At 64.1% G+C, this 23256-nt stretch carries 24 protein-coding genes; 6 read left to right on the plus strand and 18 right to left on the minus strand.

The annotated features are described in order from the left end of the window. Positions 1 to 63: 63 nt before the first annotated feature. Genes ccmE through ccmC form a run of 3 tightly spaced genes read right to left on the minus strand, consistent with a single transcriptional unit; the run spans position 64 to position 1370 of the window. Positions 64 to 510: a cytochrome c maturation protein CcmE gene (gene ccmE, locus EBBID32_RS11705; RefSeq protein ID WP_006957246.1), complete on the minus strand. Its 447-nt coding sequence runs from the start codon at positions 508 to 510 to the stop codon at positions 64 to 66. After that, positions 507 to 638 (minus strand): hypothetical protein, encoded by a 132-nt coding sequence (locus EBBID32_RS25110; protein WP_006957249.1) that lies wholly within the window; start codon positions 636 to 638, stop codon positions 507 to 509. Before EBBID32_RS25110 ends, ccmE begins: the two co-directional genes overlap by 4 nt. A gap of 3 nt (positions 639 to 641) precedes the next feature. Continuing rightward, entirely contained in the window at positions 642 to 1370 is a 729-nt protein-coding gene (gene ccmC / locus EBBID32_RS11710; RefSeq protein ID WP_006957251.1) for a heme ABC transporter permease CcmC, read from the minus strand. A 238-nt stretch (positions 1371 to 1608) separates the two neighbouring features. Here ccmC and chrA point away from each other — a divergent pair, with 238 nt between their 5' ends. The 3 genes from chrA to EBBID32_RS11725 all read left to right on the plus strand — a co-directional run bounded on the left by chrA (position 1609) and on the right by EBBID32_RS11725 (position 5326). Next, a complete protein-coding gene (chrA, locus tag EBBID32_RS11715; protein ID WP_006957253.1) occupies positions 1609 to 2805 on the plus strand; it encodes a chromate efflux transporter in 1197 nt (398 codons plus the stop codon). 147 nt (positions 2806 to 2952) lie between these two features. Further along, positions 2953 to 4431 (plus strand): amidophosphoribosyltransferase, encoded by a 1479-nt coding sequence (purF, locus tag EBBID32_RS11720; protein ID WP_006957255.1) that lies wholly within the window; start codon positions 2953 to 2955, stop codon positions 4429 to 4431. Positions 4432 to 4609: 178 nt separating this feature from the next. Then, the gene (locus EBBID32_RS11725) at positions 4610 to 5326 is read left to right on the plus strand and encodes an SDR family NAD(P)-dependent oxidoreductase (protein ID WP_006957256.1); all 717 of its coding nucleotides are present in this window, start codon (positions 4610 to 4612) and stop codon (positions 5324 to 5326) included. Positions 5327 to 5365: 39 nt separating this feature from the next. On the opposite strand, the gene EBBID32_RS11730 is transcribed toward EBBID32_RS11725, so the two are convergent. Further along, positions 5366 to 6631, minus strand: a complete 1266-nt coding sequence (locus EBBID32_RS11730) for an SAM-dependent methyltransferase (protein WP_006957258.1) — start codon at positions 6629 to 6631, stop codon at positions 5366 to 5368. A 36-nt stretch (positions 6632 to 6667) separates the two neighbouring features. After that, a complete protein-coding gene (locus tag EBBID32_RS11735; RefSeq protein ID WP_037490351.1) occupies positions 6668 to 8044 on the minus strand; it encodes a cryptochrome/photolyase family protein in 1377 nt (458 codons plus the stop codon). Between the two features lie 217 nt (positions 8045 to 8261). On the opposite strand from EBBID32_RS11735, the gene EBBID32_RS11740 reads away from it, so the two are divergent. Beyond that, positions 8262 to 8747, plus strand: coding sequence for an RNA pyrophosphohydrolase (locus EBBID32_RS11740; protein WP_006957263.1), 486 nt, complete (start codon positions 8262 to 8264; stop codon positions 8745 to 8747). 55 nt (positions 8748 to 8802) lie between these two features. Then, positions 8803 to 9702, plus strand: coding sequence for a DUF481 domain-containing protein (locus EBBID32_RS11745; protein ID WP_006957265.1), 900 nt, complete (start codon positions 8803 to 8805; stop codon positions 9700 to 9702). Positions 9703 to 9819: 117 nt separating this feature from the next. Here EBBID32_RS11745 and fliP read toward each other — a convergent pair whose 3' ends face one another. The 13 genes from fliP to EBBID32_RS11810 all read right to left on the minus strand — a co-directional run bounded on the left by fliP (position 9820) and on the right by EBBID32_RS11810 (position 21904). Beyond that, positions 9820 to 10626 (minus strand): flagellar type III secretion system pore protein FliP, encoded by an 807-nt coding sequence (fliP, locus tag EBBID32_RS11750; protein ID WP_006957267.1) that lies wholly within the window; start codon positions 10624 to 10626, stop codon positions 9820 to 9822. 106 nt (positions 10627 to 10732) lie between these two features. Continuing rightward, positions 10733 to 10996, minus strand: coding sequence for a FliO/MopB family protein (locus EBBID32_RS11755; protein WP_037490358.1), 264 nt, complete (start codon positions 10994 to 10996; stop codon positions 10733 to 10735). Between the two features lie 85 nt (positions 10997 to 11081). After that, complete coding sequence (fliN, locus tag EBBID32_RS11760; protein ID WP_006957270.1) at positions 11082 to 11417, minus strand: flagellar motor switch protein FliN; 336 nt, start codon at positions 11415 to 11417, stop codon at positions 11082 to 11084. After that, entirely contained in the window at positions 11414 to 12298 is an 885-nt protein-coding gene (locus EBBID32_RS11765) for a flagellar motor switch protein FliM (protein ID WP_006957272.1), read from the minus strand. Before EBBID32_RS11765 ends, fliN begins: the two co-directional genes overlap by 4 nt. Positions 12299 to 12349: 51 nt before the next feature. Next, positions 12350 to 12970, minus strand: a complete 621-nt coding sequence (locus tag EBBID32_RS11770) for a flagellar basal body-associated FliL family protein (protein ID WP_006957274.1) — start codon at positions 12968 to 12970, stop codon at positions 12350 to 12352. Positions 12971 to 12997: 27 nt separating this feature from the next. Beyond that, positions 12998 to 15136 carry a flagellar hook-length control protein FliK gene (locus EBBID32_RS11775; RefSeq protein ID WP_006957276.1) on the minus strand — a complete coding sequence of 713 codons (2139 nt, stop codon included), beginning with the start codon at positions 15134 to 15136 and terminating at the stop codon, positions 12998 to 13000. Position 15137: 1 nt separating this feature from the next. Beyond that, a complete protein-coding gene (locus tag EBBID32_RS11780; protein ID WP_006957278.1) occupies positions 15138 to 15563 on the minus strand; it encodes a hypothetical protein in 426 nt (141 codons plus the stop codon). Next, positions 15560 to 16888: a FliI/YscN family ATPase gene (locus EBBID32_RS11785; RefSeq protein ID WP_006957281.1), complete on the minus strand. Its 1329-nt coding sequence runs from the start codon at positions 16886 to 16888 to the stop codon at positions 15560 to 15562. Before EBBID32_RS11785 ends, EBBID32_RS11780 begins: the two co-directional genes overlap by 4 nt. Further along, positions 16885 to 17532, minus strand: a complete 648-nt coding sequence (locus EBBID32_RS11790) for a flagellar biosynthesis protein (protein WP_037490345.1) — start codon at positions 17530 to 17532, stop codon at positions 16885 to 16887. The genes EBBID32_RS11785 and EBBID32_RS11790 overlap by 4 nt, the downstream gene beginning before the upstream one ends. Next, complete coding sequence (gene fliG, locus EBBID32_RS11795) at positions 17519 to 18535, minus strand: flagellar motor switch protein FliG (protein ID WP_006957285.1); 1017 nt, start codon at positions 18533 to 18535, stop codon at positions 17519 to 17521. Before fliG ends, EBBID32_RS11790 begins: the two co-directional genes overlap by 14 nt. After that, on the minus strand, positions 18528 to 20273 hold the full coding sequence (gene fliF / locus EBBID32_RS11800) for a flagellar basal-body MS-ring/collar protein FliF (RefSeq protein ID WP_006957288.1): 1746 nt from the start codon (positions 20271 to 20273) through the stop codon (positions 18528 to 18530). The genes fliG and fliF overlap by 8 nt, the downstream gene beginning before the upstream one ends. Before the next feature lie 3 nt (positions 20274 to 20276). Then, positions 20277 to 20627: a flagellar hook-basal body complex protein FliE gene (fliE, locus tag EBBID32_RS11805; protein WP_006957290.1), complete on the minus strand. Its 351-nt coding sequence runs from the start codon at positions 20625 to 20627 to the stop codon at positions 20277 to 20279. Between the two features lie 14 nt (positions 20628 to 20641). Then, positions 20642 to 21904 (minus strand): sigma-54 interaction domain-containing protein, encoded by a 1263-nt coding sequence (locus EBBID32_RS11810; protein WP_037490348.1) that lies wholly within the window; start codon positions 21902 to 21904, stop codon positions 20642 to 20644. Positions 21905 to 22238: 334 nt separating this feature from the next. On the opposite strand from EBBID32_RS11810, the gene EBBID32_RS11815 reads away from it, so the two are divergent. Further along, positions 22239 to 23039: a flagellin N-terminal helical domain-containing protein gene (locus tag EBBID32_RS11815; protein ID WP_006957294.1), complete on the plus strand. Its 801-nt coding sequence runs from the start codon at positions 22239 to 22241 to the stop codon at positions 23037 to 23039. The last annotated feature ends 217 nt before the right edge of the window (positions 23040 to 23256 follow it).

Consider the following 23256-nt stretch of genomic DNA (forward strand, 5'->3'; position numbering starts at 1 on the left):
CCTCCGTCAACGCTTCGCGTTGCCACCTCCCCTTGTAGGGGAGGATGAGGATGTCGGGCATCCTCACCGCTCCACCTGCAATTCGCGGGTGGTTTCGTTGTAGCTCATGCCTTCCAGTTCGCGGGGCATATAGCGTTCGTCATGTTTGGCGAGCAGGTTGGTGGCGATGAAGGTGCCTTGGTCGTCAAACGATCCTTCCGCAACGACGCCGCTGCCTTCCTTGAACAGGTCCGGCGCGATGCCGCTGAAAGTGGCGGGGACGCTGGCTTTGCCGTCGGTGACGTCAAAAGTCATGGTGACGCCATCGGACGCGCGTTTCAGGCTGCCCTTAACGACCATGCCGCCCAGGCGAATCGCCTTGCCCGGTTCCACGCCCTTGGCCTTCACGTCGCCGGGGGCGTAGAAATAGGCGGCTTCATCCCTGAGCGCCGACGCGGCGAGGAGGCCCGCGCCGACCAGCGCGACCAGCGCGACCAGCGCCAGGATCAGGCGTTGATGCTTGGCCTTCATGGACGGCCCGCCAGTGCTTCAGCCTGAGCCTCAGCGCGGCGCATGGCGCGCCGGCTGATCAGGCTGACCGCAGCCGTGCCCAGCAAGGTCACCGCATAGGCGGCAATCACGAAGGTCCATTGGTGCATGGGCTATCCTCTCGCAAGGCGCTGCATCCGCGCCTCGACCTTATTCTGTGCCAGTATCGCGCGCATCCGCATCAGCACAATCGCGCCGAACCAGAGGGAAAAGCCGAGCAGGGTCAGGCCCAGCGGCCAGAGCAGCGCCATGTCGATGCTGGAGCCGCGCAGGGTGATCGATGGTCCCTGATGCAGGCTGTTCCACCAGACAACCGAACGGTTGATGATCGGGATATTGATTGCGCCGACCAGGCCGAAGATGGCGGTGACATTGCTGACGCCGCCCTGCCCTGCCCCTTGACGCGCACTGGCGTTGGCCAGGGCGATATAGCCCAGATAGAGGAACAACAGGACCAGCATGGAAGTCATGCGTCCGTCCCATTCCCACCATGTTCCCCAGGTCGGACGACCCCAGATCGATCCGGTGGCGAGGCAGATGGCGGTGAACAGCGCGCCGGGCGCGGCGATGGCGCGGCCCGCGACGGCGGCCAGCGGATGCCGCCAGACCAGTTGCATCAGCGCCGAGACGGCGATGCCGGTCCAGCCCGCCATCCCCAGCCAGGCGGCAGGAACGTGGATATAGAGGATTCGCACCGTCTGCCCCTGAAGATAGTCGGCTGGCGTAACGAAAAGGCCACAGATGCAGCCCGCCAGCAGCAGGCTGAGGCCGGACCAGAACAGCCAGCCGGTGAGCGGCCGTGCGATTTTGAGGAAGCGGGCGGGATTGGCGAAACGATGCATCAGGGCTGCGTCTTTAGCTGCGCGGGGACGGCATGGCCAGTAGGGCATTTTGCCGATGGACGGAGATGCGGATTTGCTTCGTGATAGCCAGGCTTGTTCCTCGCCTTGTGAGCAATATTGACACAGGCGGTATCCTTCGCCGATAGCCTGCTGCATCGGGCCAACACGGACGCCCGGTCAGACGGGGTCCGTCCAAGTCCGTTCCCTTCGCCGTGACTGCGGCGTCAGGAGCGCATTGATGACCGACCCGATTGATACCACCCGACCACCGCCGATCAGCCTGATCGCATTGTTCCTGAAATTCCTGCGTTTCGGCGCGCTCGCCTTTGGCGGGCCGGTGGCGCAAATTGCGATGGTGCGCCAGGCACTGGTAGAGGAGGAACGCTGGATCGCGCCCGCGCGCTTCAACCGGCTGCTGGCGGTATTGCAGGTGTTGCCCGGACCCGAAGCGCATGAACTTTGCGTCCATTTAGGGATGATGGCGCGCGGACGAATCGGCGGTTTGCTCGCAGGTTTGGGTTTCATGCTGCCGGGGCTGGCGCTGATGATGTGCGCTGGCTGGCTGTATGTCGGCTGGATCGCGGGGCATGTCGGGCTGACCGGTGTGCTGCTTGGCGTGCAGATCGTCGTTCTGGCTGTGATTGCGCGCGCGGTGGTGCGGATCGGCCAACATATTATCGAGGACCGTTTACTGGCGGGAATAGCCGTGGTGGCGCTGATCGCGACGCTGGTGGCAGTGCCATTCTGGATCGTCCTGCTGGCCGGAGGATTGGCCTATGCCGCGGCGGAGCGGCCCGTCGTGGCGGTTCTGGTGCTGCTGATACCAATATTCGGCGCAATGATCGTGCAGCAGTTCGTCGGAACAACGAGCGCGGCGGGACCGATCGTCACGCATGCGCCCGCAACGCTGGCGATGCTGTTCATTGCCGGGCTGAAAGGCGGGCTGCTGACTTTTGGCGGGGCTTACACGGCGATCCCCTATGTACGGGCTGATACGGTCGGGCGTGGCTGGATCAGCGATTCGGCCTTTCTGGACGGGATAGCGCTGGCAGGGGTGCTGCCTGCGCCGCTGGTGATCTTCGCGACCTTCGTGGGTTATGTCGCGGGCGGGCCGCTGGGCGCTCTTGCGGTAACGGCGGGCATGTTCCTGCCTGCTTTCGCCTTTTCGATGCTGTTCTTCGAGCGGCTGGAGGCGGTGGTCGCCAATCCGACATTGCATCGGCTGCTGACGGGTGTGGCCGCGGCGGTGGTGGGAATCATCGCGGCGACCTTTGCCCAACTGGCGCTGGCGACGGCCACGCGGGTGGACAATATGCTGATAGCGGCAGTGCTGTTCGCCCTTGCCCTGGCGGTCGCCTGGCGGGTCAAGGGTGCGTGGGTGACGCCCGCCATACTGGTTGGCGGGGCGGCGGTTGGCTGGCTGATTTCGCCCTGATACCAAGGGTCGTCAGGCCGTTTCGCTCGACCAAGATCGGTAAAGGAACGGCCTGGCACGCTTTTTTGTTACAGGAGGGCGACAAACGGGACGAGAGTGACTATATGCGCGCCAAAGCCCGGCCCCTGCGGTCGGACAGGATCGGCTATGGACCCGCTCACACCCATGATCACGACCAACCCTTTCGACGACGACAAGTTGCGCGAAGAATGCGGCATTTTTGGCGTTTCCGGCGCTGACACTGCCTCTGCCATCGTCGCATTAGGCCTTCATGCGCTCCAGCATCGGGGGCAGGAAGCTGCCGGCATCACCAGCTGGGACGGGCATGATTTCCATACCCATAGGGCGATGGGCCATGTCGCGGGCAATTTCGACCGTGACGAGGTGATTCGCGGGCTGCCGGGCGGTTCAGCCTGCGGCCATGTACGCTATTCGACTACGGGCGAGACGTCGCTGCGCAACGTGCAGCCGCTCTATGCCGAGCTGAATTCCGGCGGCTTCGCCGTCGCGCATAACGGCAACATCTCCAACGCGATGAAGGTGCGGCGCGAGCTGATTCGGCGCGGGTCGATCTTTCAGTCGACGTCCGACACCGAAGTGATCATCCATCTGGTCGCGACGTCCAGCTATCGCACCCTGCTCGACAAGTTCATCGATGCGTTGAAGCAGGTCGAGGGTGCCTATTCGCTGATCGTGATGACGCCCGAAGGCATGATTGCCTGCCGCGATCCGCTGGGCATCCGGCCGCTCGTGATGGGCAAGCTGGGCGATACCATCATGTTCGCGTCGGAAACCGTGGCGTTCGATGTGGTGGGCGCTGACTATATCCGTTCGATCGATCCGGGCGAGCTGGTGATCGTGACCAATGCCGGCGAAATCCGGTCGCATCGTCCCTTTGGCGATGTCCATCCGCGTCCCTGCATTTTCGAGCATGTCTATTTCAGCCGCCCCGATTCGATCGTCGATGGCTCCAGCGTCTATTCGGTCCGCAAGGCGATCGGCGCGCAGCTGGCGATCGAAAATCCTGTCGAGGCGGATTATGTCATCCCCGTGCCCGACAGCGGTGTGCCAGCCGCGATCGGCTATGCGCAGCAATCGGGCATACCGTTCGAGCTGGGCATCATCCGGTCCCACTATATTGGCCGCACCTTCATCCAGCCGGGTGACAAGGTGCGCCATCTGGGCGTGAAGTTGAAGCACAATGCCAACCGTGCGCTGATTCAGGGCAAGAAGATCGTGCTGATCGATGATTCGATCGTGCGCGGCACAACCTCGCTCAAGATCGTGCAGATGATGCGCGAGGCGGGCGCGGCGGAGGTGCATATGCGGATCGCATCGCCGCCGACCAAGCATAGCTGTTTTTATGGCGTCGATACGCCTGAGCGCACCAAATTGCTGGCGCACAAGCTGGACGTGGGCGGGATGCAGGATTTCATCCATGCCGACAGCCTGTCCTTCATCTCCATCGACGGCTTGTACAAGGCACTGGGCGAAGCAAGGCGCGCGGACGGGCGTCCGCAATATTGCGATGCCTGCTTCACCGGCGACTATCCCACGACCCTGACCGACCAGGATGATGTGGTGGTCACCGACCAGCTGGAATTGCTGGCGGAACGGGTCGCCTGAACCGTCCAATCCTGCCTCACCGTTCGTCCTGAGTAGCCACTGAGCCCTTCGACTGCCTGCTTGCAGCAGGCGCTTCGGGTAAACTTCACCTTCGGTGAAGTCGAAGTGGCGTATCGAAGGATGCTTCGATACGGGGATTCGGCAGGCGCAGCCCCTACTCAGTACGAACGGAAATATAATGGCCTCTTCTTCCCTTCCTCTTTCGGGTAAACTGGCGCTCGTGACCGGGGCCAGTCGCGGCATTGGCGCGGCGACGGCGCTGGCGCTTGCCGCTGCGGGCGCGCATGTCGTGCTGACCGGGCGGACCACCGGCGGGCTGGAAGAGGTGGAGGACGCCATCCACAAGGCAGGCGGCCATGCGACGATCGCGCCACTGGACCTGATCGACGGGGAAAGCATCGGGCGGCTGGCGCAGGCGATTGCCGGGCGTTGGGATGCACTCGACATATTGGTGCTGAACGCGGCGACGCTGGGCGCGCTGGCGGCGGTGCCCGCGATCGACGCCAAGGAATTTGCGCGGTTGCTGACACTCAACATCGCCGCGCCGCAAGCGCTGATCGCCGCGTTTGACGGGATGTTGCGCAAGAGCAAGGATGCGCGGGTGGTGGCGTTGACGTCATCGGTCATCAGTCCGCGTGCCTATTGGGGTGCCTATGGCGCGTCCAAGGCGGCGCTGGAGACGCTGGTGGGTGCCTATGGCGAGGAGATGAAGAATATCTCCGCCATCCGCACGCATATTGTCGATCCCGGCGCGACCCGCACGGCGATGCGCGCACGGGCGTTTCCGGGCGAAGACCCAGCGACGCTCAAGGGGCCGGAGGTCGTGGCCGACGCGATTGTTGGTCTGGTCGTGGCGGATACGCCGACCGGGCATCGGATGCGGGTTGAGGGATAGCAACTGTGCGTTCCCGCCTTCGCGGGAACATGCTGTGTTTCAGGCGGGTTTGACCAGTGTAACCTGCGCCACGTCGATCCCGCGACCACGAAAACCGCCTTCGCAATACATGAGATAAAAGCGCCATAAGGCCACGAAATGCTGGTCAAAACTGGCCGGAAGCCGGCCTTCGTCAATGGCGCGGTCGAAGCGTTCGCGCCAGCGGCGGAGCGTTTCGGCATAGGCGATGCCGAAGCGGTGGGCGTCCTGCCACACCAGCCCCTGTTGCTCCGCCAGAGCGCGGAAGCGGCTTTCGGAGAGCAGCATCCCGCCAGGGAAAATATAGGTCTGGATGAAGTCTGCGCCGCGCGCATAGCCGTCGAAGATCGCGTCATCGATCAGGATATACTGGATCGCGGCACGGCCGCCGGGTTTGAGCAGGCGGTGGATGGCGGCGAGATAGGCGGGCCAGTAGCGCTGACCGACCGCTTCCACCATTTCGACGCTGGCGATGGCGTCAAATTGCCCCTGCGCATCGCGATAGTCGGTCAGGCAGATGTGCGCGCCTGATCCCAGCCGGTCGCGGGCATAATCGGCCTGCTCGGTCGAGAGGGTGAGGCCGGTGTAGCTGATCGCATGGCGCTCCATCGCCTGTTCGGCCAGGCCGCCCCAGCCACAGCCGATTTCCAGCAGGGACGCGCCATCGGTCAGGTCCAGCCGGTCGAGGATCGCGTCAACCTTTCGCCGCTGCGCCTGTTCCAGACTTTCAATTCGACTGTCAGGATCAAGGAACAAACCACTGGAATAATGCATATTCTGGTCGAGCCAGAGCCGGTAGAAATCATTACCCAGATCATAGTGGAAGGCGATGTTGTGGCGTGATCCACGGCGAGTGTTGCGGCGCGCCCAATGGGTTAGGCGTCCCGCCCAGCGGGCAGGTCCACGCGGGCGAGCGGCTTTGCCAAGTGCGACCGCGTTCACCATGAACAGGGCAAACAGCGGCACCGGATCGGGGCTGGTCCATTCGCCTGCTGCCCAGGCGCGATACCATCCCGATGATCCGCCGGTCGCCAGCCGCAGCAGCGCGCGCCAGTGGAGCAGATGCACCTCACATTCCGGCCCCGGCGCGCGACCGCCCAGCAGCCGACGGGTGCCGTCTGGCAGGGTCGCATCGATCGAACCATGTGTCAGTCCATGGTCGATACGGTCGAGCAGGTGGTGGAATTGCGGACCGATCATGCGGGCGAACGCGCTGACCGCCCCGGATCGCGGCGGACGCCGTACGGACAAGGGGCGCTTGCCGCGCCGGGGATCGACTGCATTCATGACGTCAATCTTGCCTCAAGCTGCGCCGGGCTGCAATCACCCCTTCGCTTGGCGATAGGCGGCCAGCGCGCGTTCGCGGCCTTCGCGATGGCCGACAATCTTTGGTGGATAGCTGCGCGGGCGGACGCCATGGGCGTCAGGATCATGGATATGGGCGTCGGACAGATCGGCCAGTTCCGGCACCCATTGGCGAATATAGGCGGCGGCGTCGAATTTTTCGGACTGGACCAGCGGGGCCATGATGCGGACGAACATGTTGGCGTCCACCCCGCTGCCCGCGACCCATTGCCAGTTGACGCTGTTATTGGCGTAGCTGGCATCGACCAGCGTGTCCCAGAACCAGCGCGCGCCATGGCGCCAGTCGATCAGCAGATGTTTGATGAGGAAGCTGGCCGCGATCATGCGGACGCGGTTATGCATCCAGCCTGTCGTCCAGAGCTGCCGCATCCCGGCATCGACAATCGGATAGCCGGTGCGGCCCTGTTGCCAGGCAGTGAAATCTTCCTTCGCTGCCTTCAGGTCGCGCCAGGGCAGCGCATCGAATTCGCTGCGCGCGTTGGCAGAGCCGTAGGTGGGCAGTTCGACGATCTGGTTATGGGCATAATCCCGCCAGATCAGTTCCTTGAGGAAGGTATTTGTGCCTTCGTCCGAACCCGTCAGATGATGCCATACGGCGGCAGGGGAAATTTCGCCGAAGTGAAGATGGGGCGAGAGGCGCGAAGTTCCTTCGATCGATGGCAGGTTGCGAGCGGTGGCGTAGTCGGGCGCTTCGTCGCGGAAATCCGCGAGATTGGCCTGCGCGCCAGCCTCCCCCGGCGTCCAGTCCTGTCCAAAGCCGGACGCCCAGTCTGGGCTGGATGGCAGCAATTTCCAATCGTCCAGCGAATCGGTTTCGGGCCAGGTTGGCGGCGCAGGAATATGGTCCGGCGCGGGACGGGGGGCGGGCGGGGGCATGTGGCTCATCACCGCGCGGGAGAAGGGCGTGTAGATGCGATACATGCCCCCTGCCCCGGTCCGCACCGCGCCAGGCGGCAGGAGCAGGCCGCCGTCATGGAGTTTCAGGTCAAGCGCCTTGCCGACCGCCTTTTCCGCGTTGCGCCACCAGGGTTCGTAATGACGAAGGGCGTGGACGCTGCTGGCGCCGACCTGCTTCGCGACCTGCGCGACAATCTCTGCCGACTTGCCCCGCCGCAGGATGAGGCGTGATCCTTTCGCCCGGAGGCTTTCGTCCAGCCGCGTCAGGCTGTGGTGCAGCCACCAGCGCGATGCCCCGCCCATGGCCCATTGGCGCGGCGCGCCATCGTCCAGAACATAGAGCGGGATTACCGGCCCTTCTTCGAGCGCAGCCAGCAGCGCGGGCTGATCGGACAGGCGAAGATCCTGGCGGAGCCAGAGCAGAACGGGTTTGGTCATTGCGTTGCAATGCCGCCAGACGAGACCAGTTCCAAGCGACCGATAAAGCATCTTGCCAAGGCAGTCGGCCAGACTTGAAGCGGTCAAAATCATCCAAATGTGATTCGATCAATGGACGGATGCAGCCACGCACCCTATTCTTGGGGTAAGAAACAGTAATGATGGCGGCGGTTCCGGGGGGTATGTCGCAGCCTGAACAGCGTGATCAGGGGACAAAATGGCTTCGACGCCCGAAGAACAGGAACGCGGATACCGGCCTTGTGTCGGCATCATGCTGGTCAATATGGATGGCAAGGTTTTCGTCGGCCAGCGGCTGGATAATTTCGTCGAAGCTTGGCAGATGCCACAAGGCGGTATCGACGAGGGCGAGGAGACGAAGGACGCCGCCTTGCGCGAATTGCACGAGGAAACCGGCATCGTCAGCGATCATGTGAAGATCATCGCGACGACCAAGGCCGAGCATTTTTACGACCTGCCGCCTGAACTGGTCGGCAAACTTTGGGGCGGCAAATATCGCGGCCAAAGGCAGTTCTGGTTCCTCGCGCGCTTTTTGGGGCAGGATGAACATATCAACATCCAGACCAAGCATCCGGAATTTCGCGAATGGCGTTGGGCTGAGCCGGAAACACTGCCGGAGCTGATCGTGCCGTTCAAGCGCAAGCTGTATCGGGACATTTTGCAGGAGTTCAGGGCGCTTATCTGAGCGTTCTGTCGCTTAGGGGCTTAACCTTCGCTGTCTTGCGGCTATGACACTGCTCATGCGTGCTTGCCTGATCCCCCTCGCCCTGCTTTTTGCCGCTCCGGCCCATGCCGCCGACCCTGCCTTGCTGCCGCCGTCGGTACGCGAGATGCTGGAGGCGGCGATCGCCAATGGCAATGAGACGGATATCGCGACTGTGGCGAAGATCGCCCGCCAGACCAATCCAGGATCGGCGGACGAGATCCAGCGGTTGGTCAACAGTTGGAAAGAGCGGACCAAGGCCACCCATGACACAGTGATTCGCGAGGCGCGCTTTACTGAATTATGGACCGGGCGGGTCGAAGCTGGCGGGTTCCGATCGACCGGTTCCACCAGTGAAATCGGCATCAGCGGGACTGCAACCGCGACCCGCAACGGCATCCAATGGTCGCACAAGCTGAGCGCCGCTGCCGACTATCGCCGGGCCAATGGCGTCACGTCGCGCGAACGCTATTTTGCTGGCTATGAGCCGAAATATCAGTTCGATCCGCGCGGCTTTGCCTATGGGCTGGCGCAGTTCGAGCGGGATACATCGATCGGCTATGACGAGCGTTATACCGCGTCGGTCGGCGTGGGTTACAAGCTGATCGTCAGCAAGCCGGTCGACCTGCTGGTTGATATCGGCCCTTCGGTGCGGCACGCCAAATATCTGATCGGGGTGCGGGAAACCAAGCTGGGCGCGCGTGGGTCGATAGCGCTGGCCTGGCGGGCGTCACCTACGCTGACTTTCAAGCAGACGGCGGCCGGCTATGCCGAGAGCGACGTCTATTCGCTGAATGCTTTGACATCGATGGAGACAAAGGTAGCGACGCGCTGGTCAGCGGCCCTGTCCTACAACGTCCAGTATGAGTCGGAGACGTTGCTGTCATCGCGCAATTTCAACACGCTCAGCCGGGTGACGTTGAGTTATGATTTTTAGCGGCCAATAGAGTTGGGATGATGCCTGCCTCCGTTCGTTTCGAGCGAAGTCAAGAAACCTGTGCGCGGTGTTTCTCGACTTCGCTCGAAACGAACGGAAGGGGAGTAAGCACGCAAATCATGTCGCGAACGACCCCGCCAAGCTCCCCATGGTCAGCGCCCAGCCATCGACCAGCACGAACAATAGCAGCTTGAATGGCATCGAGATGATCGTGGGGGACAGCATCATCATGCCCAGCGCCATCAGCGTGGAGGCGACGACAAGGTCGATGATGAGGAAGGGGAGGAAGATCATGAAGCCGATCTGGAAGGCGGTCTTGAGTTCGCTGGTGACGAATGCGGGAAGCAATATGGTGAAGGGGATGTCGGCGGAGGTGCGGAAGGGCGGGGCTTCGGCGAGGTTGGCGAACAGCTTGAGATCGCTCTCGCGGGTCTGCTTGGCCATGAAGCCGTGCAGCACCTTGCCCGACCGGCCGACCGCTTCCTCGATCGTGATCTGCCCCTTGCCATAGGGATCGAACGCCAGCTGGTTGATCTGGTCGATGGCGGGCCGCATCACGAAGAGCGAGAGGAACAGCGAGAGACCGAGCAGCACCTGATTGGGCGGGGTCTGTTGCAGGCCCAGCGCCTGCCGCAGCAGCGACAGGACGATGATGATACGGGTGAAGCTGGTCATCATGAGGATCAGTGACGGCAGCACCGTCAGCAGGCTCATGAGGATCAGGATTTGCAGGCTGAGCGAGAGCGAGCGGCCATCGCCCGAAATCTGGCCCATGGCGCGGCTCAGCGCGCCGCCATTATCGACCGGCGCGGCGGGCGCGGTTTGGGCGAAGGCAGGGGTGGTGAGGAGCAAGAGGACAATAAATACAGCAGCCAGAGCCACCGCAATCCTGATCCCAAAATGCTGTGCTTGCGCTCCGTACATCCCGTCATTCCGGCGAAGGCCGGAATCCAGGGCGGCACATGCTGAGTTCCGACGCCCTGGACCCCGGCCTGCCCCGGGGTGACGGTTGTAAGTCAGCGAGAGCAAGTCAGCGAACACGGACGGCGTCGCCTTCCGCGATCTTTTCGATGCGGCCACGGGTGACGGATAGCAGGATTTTCTTGCCCTCAAATTCCACGACCGCGAGCTTGCCGAAAGCGCCCATGGGCAGCGCTTCGAGCAGTTTGAGCGAACGGTCGCCCTGGGCACCGATCATGCCGGGCTGATATTTGCGCCACAGCCACAGCGCGCCAAAAGCCATGCCGCCGACCAGCGGCAGGAGGATCAGCAATTTGACGAAATACCAGACCATCATGAAGCCGCCCGCAGATTATGGTTAATGCCCTGCGTTCCGCAGTTTCGGCCGTCAAGGCAAGCGCAAAATCAAGCCAGTGCGATCAGCCGCGCCGTTCGATGCCCGCGAGCCGGTTTTCGGTGGCGGCGATGTCGATGATGCGGATGCCATAACGGCCGTTGACGGTCACCACCTCACCCTTGGCGATCAGCGCGCCATTGACCATGATGTCGAGCAGATCGTCGGCCTGCCGGTCCAGTTCGACGATGGAGCCTTCGGCCAGGTCCATGACTTCGGCCAGGCGCAGCGAGGTGGAGCCGACCTCCACCGACATGCGCACGGGGATGTCGGCCAGCAGCTTGAACTGGTGGTTGTTGGTCATCCGCCCGACCGGATCTTCTCCACGCTCGATGCGGGGGGCTTCGCTCATGTCACTCATTGGTCGGGTCCTTGTACAATCTTTTCAATCTGGAAGGCGGCGCGGCCATCCTGTTCGCCGATGCTGCCGCGCGCGACGATGCGGTTGCCCACGATCAGCGGCAGGCTGCGGCCGATGGTCACAGGAATGACGTCGCCGACCTTGAGCTGCATCAGTTCGGCCAGCGAGAGGTTGGGGCGGGCCAGCACGGTGCGGGCGGGCAGGCGGATGTCTCGCATCCGGCGGGCGATGCGGGCCTGCCAGACGGGATCGCTCTGTTCATCGTCGGCGGGCAGCCTGGTGCCCATCAGCGGCTCGACTGCGCGCAAGGCGGCGAGCGGAAAAACGAGATCGACCGGCCAGAGCTGATCGCGGGTGATGCTGATCATGAAACGCTGGACCACCATCTGGTCGCCCGGCTGGGCGGAGGCGGCGAAACCGACGCCGGTTTCGCGCATGATCAGCGCCGGGTCCAGCGGCAGGATGTCGGCCCAGGTTTCAACCAGGCGGGCGAGGAGGGATTCAGACAGGCGGGCGATCAGCCGGTCTTCAGTGGGCGTAAATTCGCCGCGCGGTGGCAAGGGGCGATTGCCGATGCCACCATAGAAACAGTCGACCAGGGTGGAAATCATCGCCGCATCCATGCGCAGCAGCACCTGCCCCTTGAGCGGGGACATGCGATAGATTGAAATGCTGGTGAAGGCGGGCACCTGTGCCGACCAGGCGGAAAAATCGAACAGTTGTGCGTCCTGCGCCTCCACCTGCGGGCGGACGCCGCAGATCGGCTCCACCAGGGCACGGATGCGCCGGCCAAGCTTTTCGCCCAGCCGGTCCAGCCCCGACAGCATCATTGGTGCCTGCGATTCCCCCCGCCCGAAGGCGTAGGTCTGAACGTCGTCCATCTTGGTCCCCTGCCCTTCGGGTCAGGGGATTTCCCGACCTTTCAGACAGGCCTATTGAATAACGAAATTGGTAAAATAAACGTTATCAACACCGCCATAACCCGTTTTTTGCTTCAATATATCGTTAATAATGACCTTGATCTTGCCCTGGAGCGTCCGTTTGCCCTCCGGCGTCGACAAAGTCTCTTCCGGCTGCTGGGCGAGCATCATCAGCACCTGGCTGCGGATCGCCATCTCGTGCGTCTTGATCGCGTCGACGACGCGCAGGTCATAATAGGTCGATACCGCGACCGAGATCTGGGCGAAGGCGTCGGTGTCGGTCATGTTCGACGTGAAGGGGGTCTGGAGCTGGAAATAGCTCGCCTGATAGGCCGCCGGGTTCGCAGGGGTCGGCAGGTCTATCCCCTTGCCATGCGCGCCATGGGCCGCCTTCGCACTTTCGCCATGCGGGACGGCATGGGCCTTGGCGATCTCCTCGGCGCTTTCACCAGCCAGCACCAGCACGGGCTTGTTGGGATCTTCCTTTGGCCCTTCATCCTTGGGGCTGAAGAAACCGGCGGCATAAAGGCCGCCCGCCGCCCCCGCGCCGCCAACAATCATGGCCACGACGATCAGCAGGATCATTTTCATGCCCCCGCCCTTTTTCTTCTTGGCCTTAGCATCGTCGCTCATCGTTCATATCCCCCAGGATAGCGCTGGTCACGCATAGCGCGCGCGGATGGCTTGGCTGGCGGCGTCGCCAGTCTGCTCATGGTTAAGAACGGCAGGATCACCGCCCGCTTTATGGGCCTGTGCGATATTTTCACGCGGCTGCCAGCGGCCCTGCTGCTGCGACTGGCCCATATTCTGACCCATGCCCTGCCCTGCGCCCTGCCAATTGGCGGACTGGCCGTTTTGCTGGCCGGACTGTTGCTGGCCAGATTGTTGCTGGGGCGACTGGTCGGAGCGGCCGGAGTCGCCCGATTGCGGGGCGCGTTCGATCTTCACTTCGCTGATGCGCACGGCTGACAGGCCCGCGTCGAGGCGCAGCCGGTCGCTATCCTGTCGCAGGGCGGCTTCGGCCATGTCGCTGGACACGGTCAGGCTGATCGCTGCGCCGTCGATACCCTGGCGGATGTTGACGTCAATCGGGCCGAGCTGGTCGCTGCTGATCTGGAACCGGCCCTGCGCGCCATTGGCGGACAGACCCGCAATGTCGCGCGCCAGTCCATCGATCCACTGACCCGACACGCCCATATCGACGACCTGCGCGCCGAGGGTAGCGGAGAGATTGACGGCAGGCAGCGCGGCGGCGGTAACCGGTATCGTCAGCGTCGGCGTGACGGGCACGGGGGCGACCGGTTCAGCGGTCTTGGGCATCATGTCCGTTGCCGGGTCAAGATGTCCCTCGGTGGGGGCCGTACTGCCCCCAGCCACAGACGAGGCGGCGGGATGCCGGGTCATGTGCTGGCGCGCGAACTGGAGCAGCGACAGCGCTTCCGCCCCGGCCGACACTGAGCCGGACATATTGGCGAATGGTGCGTCGGGGGCCGCATCCGGCATGGCTTCGGGCAGGGCTGGTTGCGCAGCAGGCGTTGCGGTCGCCGGGATGTCAAGCGGCTGCGGCGCGACCGGGGCCGGAGCAGCCCGCGCTGGTGCGGGTGCAACGATGGCTGGCGCAAGCGATATGTCAGGCGCTTCCGCAGCAACGGGCGCGGCTTGTGTCGGGATGGGGCTGACGACCGGTGCCGGCGCGGCGGGGAGATCAGCGGGTTGTGCGGCAGGGAGCGCTGGCGCGGTTGACGGCGCGGCCACGTTCAAGTCGGCATTTGCAAACGATTGCCGCACAGTGGTGACAGGTTGGGTTGTTGCCACCGGCACGACTGCTGTCTGCGCCGTAGCGGGGGATGCAACGCGCGGTGCGTCGGGGGTTGGCTCTTCGGGGACGGAGGGCAGCGGCGCGGCGGGCGGCGTCATGACCATGGCGGGCGGCTGGGCAGCGATGGCTGACTGTTCGGGGCGCTCCGGTTCGCTGTCGGGCGACGCAGGCTCCGGGTCCGTCACGGGGTCCGTGTCGGAAGGCGCGGCGGGTGCAACCGGGGATGGCGAGACCTGCGCCGGGGTTGCATGATGTTGGTCCTTGGGTGCCGGTTTGCCGGGCGTCGGATCGCTCTCCACGGCCGGGGCCGGGGACGGATGGGGCGCTGCATCGATCATGGTCGGCGGGAGCGGCCGGGCAGCGCTATCTGGGGCCGGAATGGTTGAATCGTCCTGCGCAGGTGCGGCTGCGGCCTCAACAGGGATGATGTGCGATGCGACGAGAAGCTGCGCCACCGAACCGATGATCGGGGCGGGCGCAGGCAGGTCCGCTGGCGGGTCGTCGGAGTGTTGCGCGAGCGGCTGGGTCGGTTCAGCGTTCCGGGCCGGTTCGGCCTCCCCGGCTGGCTCCGCCACCGGCTGGGCCTGGGGCTGCGAGATGGGTAGCGGGCTTTGTGCGAATGGCTTCGGCGCGCCGGCGATCGGCGTGCTTTGGGGCGGCGTGAAGGATGGCGCAGCAACCGGAAGCGGCAGGGCTTCGCCGTCCGTCTGGACAGGCGCATCCGGCAGAGGCGCATTGTCGCCCAGATCAGGTGCGGCAACGGGCATTGCCAAAGGCATCATGCCATCGCCTTGTGTATCGCTCGCGACGACGGGGGATATGGTTGGCGTGACAGGCGTAGCGACCGGCGCAACGGTGGCGGCGTTCATCATCGCGGTAAAATCGGGTGCGCCATCGGGCGTCGCGGCGGGATCTGTCTTGCCGGTGCCGAGCGGCGTGGTGGCGAAGAGTAGCGCCTTGAGGCTGGCGATCATGTTCATGTCAAACGTCCCCGTTCCGCTGCATCCGGCGATAGCGCGGCAGCGCTGCCAGCTTGTTTTCGCGCCATTCTTCCAGAGTCGCGCGGGCGCGATCCTTGAGGCGGGTGGCGATTTCCTTTTCGCGATTGGCAGCGATGGTCATATTTTCCTTCGTCTGCACCTTGCGCCGGGCGTCATAGAGCGCGCCGTCAAGCTGGCGGCCCGCCTGTTCGAGGCGGGTGGCCAGTTCCTGCATCGCGGCGAAGGACGCGCCGGTGGCGGCACCCTCCGTCTCGAACAATTCGCCGCGCACCTTGTTGAGACGCTCGATATTGCGGGCCAGACCATCCGCCTCGTCCCGCGCGCGCGCCGTTTCGGCGACGGCCATGGCATGCTGGACGTGGCGTACGCGCAAGACGCGCTGGCGGCGGGAGACGAGCCCCTTCATGCGCCAAAGCTCGCAACGAGGGCATCAGCGCTGGTATCAAGGTCGATGCGGCTTTTCTGATCCTGCCGGATGAAGTCGAGAATTTCCTGACGGCGCTGGACCGCTTCGTCGATCACCGGATCATTGCCGGGGCGATAGGCACCCATCAGGATGAGATCGCGATTTTCCTCATAGGCGGCCCAAAGGCGGCGATAATTGGCCGCCGCCATGCGATGTTCGTCCGGCACAACGTCGGCCATGACGCGCGAGAGCGATTTGCCGATGTCGATGGCGGGGAAGATCGCCTGTTCCGACAGATGGCGCGACAGGACGAAATGGCCGTCGACAATGGCGCGGGCAGCGTCGACGATGGGGTCATCGGTATCGTCGCCATCGGCCAGAACGGTGTAGAGCGCGGTGATCGAACCGCCGGTGCGGGCGTCCACCCCGGCCCGTTCGACCAGACGGGGGATAAGCGCCAGCGCGGATGGCGGATAGCCCTTCATCGCGGGCGGTTCGCCCAGCGCCAGGCCGATTTCGCGCTGGGCGTGGGCGCAGCGGGTCAGGCTGTCGATCAGCAGCAGCACCTTCTTGCCACGGGCGCGGAAATATTCGGCGATGGCGGTGGCGCGCGCGGCGGCGCGCAGGCGCAGCACCGGGGGATGATCGGCAGGCACGGCGACGACGATGCTCTTGTGCATCGTGTGCTTGAGTTTCGTTTCGAGGAAATCGCTGACTTCGCGGCCCCGTTCGCCGATCAGGCCGACGACGACGACATCGGCCTCAGCTCCGGCGATCATCTGGCCCATCAGAACGGATTTGCCGACGCCGGACCCGGCGATGATGGCGATACGCTGGCCGCGCCCGGCGGTGAGCAGCGCGTTGACGGCGCGGACGCCAAGGTCGAAGGGTTCGGTGACCCGCCCCCGGTCGAGGACATTGCCCTTGACGCCATTGAGCGGCCAGACGCCGCCTGCGATGATCGGTCCCTTGCGGTCGAGCGGCTGGCCCATGGCGTCAACCACGCGGCCGATCAGCCCTTCACCGACCTGTACCATGTTCGCCTGGCTATCGGGTTCGACCCGGATGCCGTTTTCCAGCGGCGCGTCGGCGTCCAGCGGTACCAGCAATGTGCGATCGCCACGAAAGCCGACGACTTCGGCGCGGCAGATCGACCCGTCGCTGGCCATGACGCGCGCGCCCGAACCGATCGGACGGCGAAAGCCGGTGACTTCGAGCATCCCGGCATCATGGCTGACCAGACGACCGACCCGGCGGGGCTGGCGGTTCTGGACCTGGAGATGATCGAACAGGCTTTCCGCCTGGGCCAGCGCGGCGCGGATCATGCCTTGCCCTCCATATCGTCCATCAGCGCGCGCAGGCGGGCGAGGCGCACATCAGGACCATCTTCGACCCAGCCATCGGCGGTTTCGAGGCGCACGCAGCCGCGATGCATCGCCTTGTCAGGCACCAGCGCAACGCCGATCGTCTCGCCATCCAGCAGGCTGATATCGTCGGGATGGAGATGCAGGGCGCTTTTGCCCTGATTATCCTCGATAAAGGCCGCGACCGTGTCGCAGCGCTGCACCAGCCGTTCGATGTCGATCTCCACTTCGCCGACAATCTGTTCGACCAGACGGACGACGGTGGCGGACAACATGGTGGACAACATGCCGCTGGGCGCGGGCGCGAGCATTTCCAGCGCCTGGGTGAGGCGATTGTGCGCGTCCGTCGCATCGGCATGGGTCTGGGCGGTGATCCGGCAGCCTTCGTCAAAGCCCATGGTGAAGGCTTCCATCCGGGCCTCCTCCAGCGGATCGGCCTCCGCCTCCATTTCGATGACGCCATGGCGCATCGTAGCGGTGTGCTGGCCGGGGATCGACGTGTAGAGGCTGCGGAAGCCGCCGCTTTCCACCTGCCGCACGCCCGTCATCGACACGGGCGCGACATCCTGCACTGCCTCTGCACCCCATATTTTAGACAAAGTCATTCCCCTTGCCACCCAACATGATGGTGCCGGCGTCGGCCATGCGGCGCGCGGTGGCGATGATGAGTTTCTGCGCGTCGATCACTTCGGCCAGGCGGATCGGGCCGCGTTCCTCGATCTCGTCGGCGATCGATTGGGCCGCGCGGGCGGACATGCAGCTGAAGATCTTGCCCTTGAGCAGGTCGTTCACGCCCTTGAGCGCAACTACCAGCACGGCGCTGTCGACGGTGCGCATCAGCGTGCCGAGATTCTTTTCGTCCATGTCGATAAGGTTATCGAACACGAACATCTCTTCCTCGATGGTCTGGGCGATCATCTTGTCGCGCTTGGCCACCGCCTTCATGATCCGCTGCTCATTATCCTTGCGGACATTGTTCATGATCGCGGCCGCTTCGATCGTGCCGCCGCGCTGCGAGGCTGCGCCCTGCTTCTTGGCCGGGCCGCGCAGCAGCAGCTGTTCCAGATCATCAAGCGCCTCGTTCGACACCGGGCCGAGCGTGGCGATGCGATAGACAATCTCTTCCTGATATTCGACCGGCAGCAATTGCAGCACGTCGGCCGCAATCGGCGCTTCGAGATGCGCCAGCACGATCGCCATGATCTGCGGATGCTCCGCTTCAATGAGGGCGGCGATTTCCTTGGCGTCCATCCATTTGAGCATTTCCAGCTGGGTGGAGCGGGTCGGCGGGGTGATGCGGGCCAATATGGTTTCAGCCCGTTCCTCGCCCAAAGCCTTGGTCATCGCGCCGCGAATATGGCGGGTCGCGCCATAGCCGATGGTGGTGCGCTTCTTCGCCTTGTTGACGAAATGATCGAGCGCCTCATTCACCTCTTCGGGATCGACATCGGCGACGTCATACATGGCATAGCCCAGCTGGCGCACTTCTTCGGGCTCCAGACGCGCGAGGATCTGCGCGGCCTCATCCTCATCGAACAGCATCAGCAGGACGGCGGCGGCGGCGCTGCCCTTGAGCGCCTCTGGCCGACCGGGAACGATCTCAGGCATTTTCCTTCTTCCCCTCCTTCAGGAGGTCGCGGACGACCAGGGCAGCGCGATCGGGGTCCTGCTTCACAAAGTTGCGAATGAGGTCGGCGCGCTGGGCATAGTCATAGGTGGAGGAGATCATATCGAGCGTGATCGGGCGGCTTGGATCGGGTGCCTCGACCGCCTGCTTGGTGAGTTCGCCGGAAATTTCGCGGCCGATGCGCTGGCCGGTTTCGGCGGTTTCGGCGACGACCGCCTCCTGCGCAGCGGCGCGGCGCTTGAGCAGCGGGCGGCCGATGCCGAAGATGACGAGCAGGGCGACGAGCAGCGCGGAGACGTTGCGGACCAGCGGCGACACCCACTCGGCCTCATACCAGAGGGGCTTGACCTCTTCAGTCTTGAGGAAGCTGCGCGAGGACAGGGCCACCACGTCGCCACGGGCCTGGTCGAAGCCGATCGCGCCCTTTACCAGAGCTTCGAGCGCTGCGATTTCCTGCGGCGTGCGGGCCTTGCCATCGGGGGCGTTGTCGAGCGCGACGGCGACCGACAGGCGCTTGACGGTGCCGACCGCATCCTTGGTCACGGACACTTCGCGGCCCAGTTCAAAGCTGCGGTTGAACGTCTCTTCGGTCTTGAGCAGCGGATTGGGCGGGGTGCCGGGGGTCTGCGCGGCAGTTTCACCCTGTTGCACGGCCTGACCATTGGGATTGGTCTGGGTCACGGTCGGGTTGACCGGTGCCTGATTGCTGAGCGCGCCGGGGATGCCCGATGCTTCGCCCGCGCCCTGGCCACGCGGGTCGGAGGCCCAGGTGCCCTGTTCGGTGCGCAGCCGGGCTTCGTCCTGCGGATAGGTTTCGCGGGTCGCCTGCCGCTCGGCAAAATTGAGTTCGGCATGCACCTCGGTCGAGAAGTTGGCAGCACCCAGGATCGGCGTCAGCAGCGCGACGACAGACTGGCGATAGCGATCCTCGATCCGGTTCTGGATCGCGAGCTGGCGATCATCGCCGGAGTCGCTGTCATTCTTGCTGAGCAGGCGGCCATTCTGGTCGACCAGCGAAATCTGGTCGGGCGACAGGTCAGCGACCGAGGAGGCGACGAGATGGACGATCGCGCTGACCTGCGCGTCGGTGAGGGTGCGGCCATTGGCAAGGCGCAGCATGACCGATGCGGTGGGCTTGGCCCGATCGCGCAGGAATACGCTGGGCGGTTCGACGGCGAGGTGGACCTTGGCATTTTCGACGCTGTCGATCGCCTCGATCGTGCGGGCGAGATCCATTTCGCGGGCGGAGCGGAGTTTTTCGCCCTCGACCGCGCGGCTGGCACCCATGGGCAGGCTGTCGATCATGCTGTTGCCGTCGGGCGCGCTCTTGGGCAGGCCTTGCGCGGCGAGCATCATCTTCGCCTTGAAATAATCGCCCTCACCCACGGTCATCGCGCCGCTATTGTCGAAGTCGTAGGGGATGCCGTTCTGGTCGAGGATCTGCGCGACGGCCGACTTGTCGGTATCGGGCAGGCCACGGAACAGATCACGCTGGGGCGGTTCGCGCAGCGCCATCCAGGCAAGGCCCGCCACGGCGAGGACGCCGAGCAGGCCGAGCAGCGGCAGGCTCTTGGCCACGGCGGGCTGCTTCATGAAGCCGGTGATCCGCGCCTTGACGGCGTCGATGCCCTTGGCCGATCCATAGCCGGAGGAAGCCGTCGTCGGGAGGGCGGGCCGGGCGGCAGCGCCGCCATCGAGGGTGAGTGCGTTCTCGCTCATGATTTAGACCGGCATGCTCATAATGTCCTTGTAGGCGGACAGGAGTTTGTTGCGGACCTGAAGGGTCGCCTCGAAGCTGACCGATGCCTGCTGCTTGGCCAGCATGACGGCGGCGATGTCGGTGGTTTCGCCCCGCTCGAACGCGGCGGCGGCTTCACCGGCCTGGCCTTGCAGGCCATTGACCTGTTGCAGCGCGCTGTTGAGCGCTTCGGTAAAGCCGCCGGGCGCAGTACCGATTGGGGCGTTCGCACCGCCGACCGATCCGGTCGAGGCGACGTCGCGCAGCGCGGCGTTTTTTTGCAGGATGGCGTTGCGGATCGCCATCACATTGTCTGTCGGGGAAATGCCGGTCATGCCCTATCCTCCCGTCAAGCTGCTGCCAGCTCACGCATTTCGGCGAGCCGATAGCGCAGCGTGCGTTCAGAAATGCCAAGCTTGCGCGCGGCGGCGGCGCGGTGGCCGTCGGTTTCGCGCAGAGCCGTGCGGATGGCTTCAAGCTTGCTGTGATGGGCGACATCGCGCAGGCGAATGGGTTCAGCGACCGGTTCGGGCGACACGATGCGCAGACCCTGCTGCCGGGGAGCGCCCGCCAGATGCAGGTCATGCGCGTCGATCCGATCGCCATCGCGCAGCACCAGTGCGCGCTGGAGGACGTTGCCCAGTTCGCGGGCATTGCCCGGCCAGGCGTGAGCGGCCAGCTTGTCGAGTGCAGCAGCGGTCGGCCAGACGAAGCCGTCCTTGCCCATATCCTGATGACGCAGCAGCATGGCGGCGGTGATCGCGGCGATGTCGCCGGGACGCTCGGCCAGCGGGCGCAGGTCGAGCGGCATGACATTGAGGCGCCAGTAGAGATCCTCGCGGAACCGTCCGGCGGCACATTCCTGCGCCAGATCGCGGTTGCAGGCGGCGATGACGCGGACATTGACCGGCACGGCATGGGTCGCGCCGACGGGGAGGACTTCGCCTTCCTGCAAGGCGCGGAGCAACTTGGCCTGGAGCGCGATCGGCAGTTCGGCGATTTCGTCGAGGAAAAGCGTGCCGCCGTCGGCGGCCAGGAACAGCCCTTCGGACGCATTGGCGGCGCCCGTGAAGCTGCCCTTGCGATGGCCAAACAGCATCGCTTCCATCATGGTTTCAGGCAGGGCTGCGCAGTTGACGGCGATGAAATCGCCCGACGTGCGGCCCGACTGGGTGTGGAGGAAGCGCGCCATGCCTTCCTTGCCGGTGCCGGTGTCGCCCTGAATGAGGACGGTGGCTTCGCTGCGCGCGACCCGGCCAGCCAGCGTCATCAGCCGTGCGCTGGCGCTATCGCCCACCGCTGGGATGGCGGCGGGACGGGCCAGTTCGGCGATGAGGGCGAAGGCAAAGCCCATATCTTCAAGCCCGAAAGCGACGCGGGCGGGCAGGCCGTTGGCGGTCGCGACCAGCGAGGGCGCGCCGTCGATCAGGTTGATGAGAATGTCGCGATGGGTGGCATGGCCGATTTCGGTCGCCAGCAGCACGCGGCGGCTGTCGCGTTCACGCGGCGCAGCGGCATCCACGACGCGGACGGCGAACAGGGCGTTTTCCAGCCAGTGCTGCAACCCTGGAACGAGTGCACAAACGCCTCGGCTCATATCGAGCGATGACATGAATTGGTCCCCAAATGGCTGGCCGACTTGTACCCCCGTACGCCCCGGCCTTCTTCGATGGGTCCCTTGTGCGCGAGCATGGTTAGCAATTGGTTAATTGCCGGTAGGAGTTGCCGCCAACCGGCAATTTTCTTCCGCCACGGCAACCGTCATATCCCACTTAATATATAGCGTGCGCGCGTAGGGCGCCGCTAAGCACCCGGCAAAACACGAAAAATGCAGAAAAATCGACATGGCCCCTAAAAGCCCGTCATCCCCCGCCGTTATCCCCTTTCGAGGCCGCAAGCGCTCTAACGGATGGCAGCGACCTGATTGACACGGAAAGGGAAACACCATGACTGTTATCGGAACCAACACCGCCGCTCTGCGCTCGGCCAATGCATCCTCGATGGCCAGCAAGTCGCTGAGCACCGCAATGGAACGCCTGTCGACCGGCAAGCGCATCAACAGCGCCAAGGACGACGCCGCCGGCCTCGCCATCGCATCGACCATGACGTCGCAGATCAAGGGCATGACCCAGGGCATCCGTAACGCCAATGACGGCATCAGCCTGGCGCAGACCGCGGAAGGCGCGCTGAACGAAGTCAGCAACATGCTGCAGCGTATGCGTGAACTGACCGTGCAGCGGAACAACGACACCAACAGCACCGAAGCGATCGCCAACATCGACGCTGAAAAGGATCAGCTGGCTGTCCAGATCAACGACGTTCTGACCAAGACGGAATTCAATGGCAAGGCGCTCTTCCCGGCTGTCGATGATGTCGTCACGATCCAGGCCGGTGCCAACGACACCGACACCGTCGAAATCACCCTGAGCGACATCGACGTGTCCGGCGTGGCAACCGCCACGGATGCGGTCGATGCCGCCACGCTCGCCAACTTCGACACGGCGCTGCAGTCGGTCGCCACCGCCCGCGCCACGCTGGGTGCCGTGCAGAACCGCCTGGAATCGTCGGTCAACAACCTGACCAACAACATCACCAACCTGACCGACGCCCGCAGCCGCATCGAGGACGCAGATTTCTCGACCGAAACGACGGCGCTCGCCAAGCAGCAGATCCTGAGCCAGGCGTCGACCGCGATGCTGGCACAGGCCAACCAGAGCCAGCAGGGCGTGCTGAAGCTGATCGGCTAAGTCAGGCCACACCCATTGGTCGGCTGAGGTCCTGGTCACCGGACAGCCGCCCAACGTAACCCCCGGCACATTAACAGTCCCCACCGTGCCGGGGGTCACATCTTCGATCTGACGACCAGCATATGCGAAGCCCCCGTCCCCCCGGACGGGGGCTTCGTCGCGTTCTTGAAAATGCGCGAAAGGGCGCATTTTGTGAGGCCGCCGCACCGGCCCGCTC

The organism is Sphingobium indicum BiD32 (assembly GCF_000382885.1).
Lineage (GTDB): Bacteria > Pseudomonadota > Alphaproteobacteria > Sphingomonadales > Sphingomonadaceae > Sphingobium > Sphingobium japonicum_C.